The organism is Candidatus Palauibacter scopulicola, from assembly GCF_947581915.1.
Taxonomy (GTDB): domain Bacteria; phylum Gemmatimonadota; class Gemmatimonadetes; order Palauibacterales; family Palauibacteraceae; genus Palauibacter; species Palauibacter scopulicola.
In genome coordinates this window covers 1-2,814 of record NZ_CANPWG010000032.1, presented here as the reverse complement: position 1 = coordinate 2,814, position 2,814 = coordinate 1, and the positions used below count along the sequence as shown (strand labels likewise).

At 69.2% G+C, this 2,814-nt stretch carries 4 protein-coding genes; all 4 read left to right on the top strand.

All coding sequences use genetic code 11. From position 1 onward, the window contains the following. Positions 1-208 precede the first annotated feature (208 nt). Positions 209-1,369, top strand: coding sequence for a TraM recognition domain-containing protein (locus tag RN743_RS06160; protein ID WP_310777625.1), 1,161 nt, complete (start codon positions 209-211; stop codon positions 1,367-1,369). Next, the gene (locus RN743_RS06155; RefSeq protein ID WP_310777622.1) at positions 1,366-2,343 is read left to right on the top strand and encodes an ATPase, T2SS/T4P/T4SS family; all 978 of its coding nucleotides are present in this window, start codon (positions 1,366-1,368) and stop codon (positions 2,341-2,343) included. Before RN743_RS06160 ends, RN743_RS06155 begins: the two co-directional genes overlap by 4 nt. Continuing rightward, positions 2,340-2,537, top strand: a complete 198-nt coding sequence (locus RN743_RS06150) for a hypothetical protein (protein WP_310777619.1) — start codon at positions 2,340-2,342, stop codon at positions 2,535-2,537. Before RN743_RS06155 ends, RN743_RS06150 begins: the two co-directional genes overlap by 4 nt. Then, a partial coding sequence (locus RN743_RS06145) for an ArdC family protein (protein WP_310777616.1) occupies positions 2,534-2,814 on the top strand: 281 nt, incomplete at its 3' end. The genes RN743_RS06150 and RN743_RS06145, both read left to right, overlap by 4 nt.

Below are 2,814 nucleotides of genomic sequence, written 5' to 3'. Positions count from 1 at the left end.
GGAAACGCAGATCGTGCAGTCCTGTATGTAGTTAGAAGATTTCCTGTCGGGATTCTGGCTGTCCCCAGTCCGCTGGATCGTTGAACTCCACCGGCTCCTGCCGGGCGGCTGGGTCACGCTTCGCGACATCTACCGCTGCACGGTCGACGCGAAGCTCTTCTCGAACAAGATCGGGGAGGCGAAGGCGGAGGCCCTTCGGCGGTGCCCCATGCGGGTTGTCACCGCCGCGAAGGTTCTCACCAAGCACAAGAAGACGCTCGGTGCTTGGGATTGGGACATGGCGGCCGGCAGCGACACGGTGGCGTGTTCCCTCGATCCGGAACGCGCGGCGCTTCTCGCGGAGCTGAAGGTCGAGTACGCCACGGAGCCGGTGGGAAGCGGGGCGGGCCGCGAGTACGCCGAGCAGGTGGAGGCCGTCGAGCGGTGGTACCGGCACGACTGGCTGAAGCTCGATGCCAAGCTCCGCACCTCGATCGTCGAAGGCATCTCGGTGTTCCTGTCGCTCTTCGATCAGCCGGACGTGGCGCGCGTGTTCTGCCCGCCGCCGCGGAAGGACGACGCCCCGGACGCACGGACGGACGGCGAGGAGGACGAGGAGGTCCCGGACGTGCAGCCCATGCCGGGACTCCGGCGCAGGCTGCCGCCGCTCGCCGAGTTGATCGAGGGCGGCAAGGTGCTCGCGCTCAACATGCCCGCCGGGGCCAACCCCGCGCTGGCACGCGCCATCGGCGTGTTCCTCAAGAACGCCTGGATGCAGGCGCTGCTCCGGCGTCCGGCCGAAGCCGCGCTTCGGCCCGAACGCTACATGCGGCCCGCCGTGTTCGTCTGCGACGAATATCAGGCTTTCGCGACCGTCGGACAGGACGATCCGTCGGGCGACGAGAAGGCGTTCGCGCTCACGCGCCAGTGCCGCTGCATCCCCATCGTCGCCACGCAGTCGCTCTCCTCGCTCCGCTCCGTGCTCCCCTCGGGTGAGGCGTGGCGCACGCTCGTCCAGACGCTCCGCACCCGGATCTTCCTGTCGCTGTCCGACGACGCCTCGGCCAAGATCGCGTCCGACATGTGCGGCGATGTCAAGAAGACGCAGGCGTCCTACACGTTCACCGAGACCTCGAACAAGCCCGAGTTCTCGCTCCTGTCCGGACGGGCCGGGGGCGGCGACGGCCAACTCGGGGCGAGCAAGTCGTTCCGGCAACAGAGGGAGCCGGTGTTCACGCCCCGCCAGTTTGGGCTGCTCGCCAATTATCAGGCGATCTGCCTTCCGTACGACGGCGTCAAGTCTCTCCCCGCCCGGCGCGTCTATCTCAAGCCCCACTACCTGCCGAGGGAGACGGGCTACTGGCGGCAGCGCGAGGAGGGGCGGATATGAAGCGCGCGAGCGGCGTGGGCCATCTCGCCCCGTTCCTTCCGGGGCTGGAGGGTCTGCTCGAAGACCCCGATGTCTCCGAGATCATGATCAACGGACCCGGCAACGTCTGGGTCGAGCGGGCCGGTAGGCTGGAACCCCACGAGGCGCCCGCGCTCACTGCGGCCTGGCTTCACCGCGCGGCGATCCACATCGCCCGGCCGCTCGGGCTCGATCCCGCCGCCCGGCCCATCCTGGACGCTCGGCTGGAGGACGGATCCCGGGTCGCCATCTGCACGCCGCCCGCCGCGCCCGAGGTCGCCATCACCATACGGCGGTTCGGGGGCCGCGCGTTCTCCGCCGAGGATCTCGTGCGCATGGGCTCGCTGCCGGAAGAGGCGCTCGAAGCCGCGCGGGCCATGCTCGCGGCCCGGAGGAACATCCTCGTCTCAGGGGGCACCGGCTCGGGCAAGACCACGCTCCTGAACGCGCTGATCGAACTGCTGCCCGAGGACGAGCGGATCGTTGCCATCGAGGACACGCTGGAACTCAGGATCGACCGCGCCAACTGCCTCCGGTTCGAGGCCGGGGCCACCCACGACACGCCCGTCTCGATCCGCGACCTGGTGCGCCACGCGCTCCGCCACCGGCCCGACCACATCGTCGTCGGCGAGGTCCGGGGCGGCGAGGCCGCCGACCTGCTCCAGGCACTCAACACCGGGCACGGCGGATCGCTCACGACCATCCACGCCAACAACGCCCGCTCCGCGCTCTCGCGCCTCGCGAGTTGCGCCATGCAGGCCCGGGACGCGCTGCCCTGGGAAGTCACCTGCCGGGGCGTCGTGGACGGGATCGCGCTCGTGTTGCATGTGACGCGCCGGGAAGGGAGGCGATTCGTCGAGGAGGCACTCGAAGTGCGCGGCTACGACGCGGCCACCGGCCGCTGGATCACCGAACCGACATGGACCACCCAACCACCGAAGGAGGTGAACGCATGACAAGCATCGACGGGACCATCCGCGTCGAGACGTTCGAGGACTTCGACCGCGAACTCGCGCGCGACAGCGGCGACACGCTCGAAGTCAAGCTCTTCCTGGCCGAGGAGTACGGCCTCTTCCCCGAGGACGTGGGGACCGAGGACGAGATCATGGCCGCCTGGGACGATCCGCACGGCGAGGAGGTGGACGCATGAACCACGACGAATACCACCGCAAGTTCGCCGACGCGATCATCGAGCAGATCCGGCAGGGCACCGCGCCGTGGCAGAAGCCCTGGGCGCCCGGCGAGCGCGTCATGCCCATGAACGTGGACACCGACCGCTCCTATCGGGGCGGCAACAGCCTGCACCTCGCCTCCGTGCAACAGGAGATGGGCTACGGCGACGTGCGCTGGGGCACCTACCGCCAGATCCAAACCCGGGGCGGACAGGTCAGGAAGGGCGAGCGCGGCACCCGCATCCTCTCCTTCCA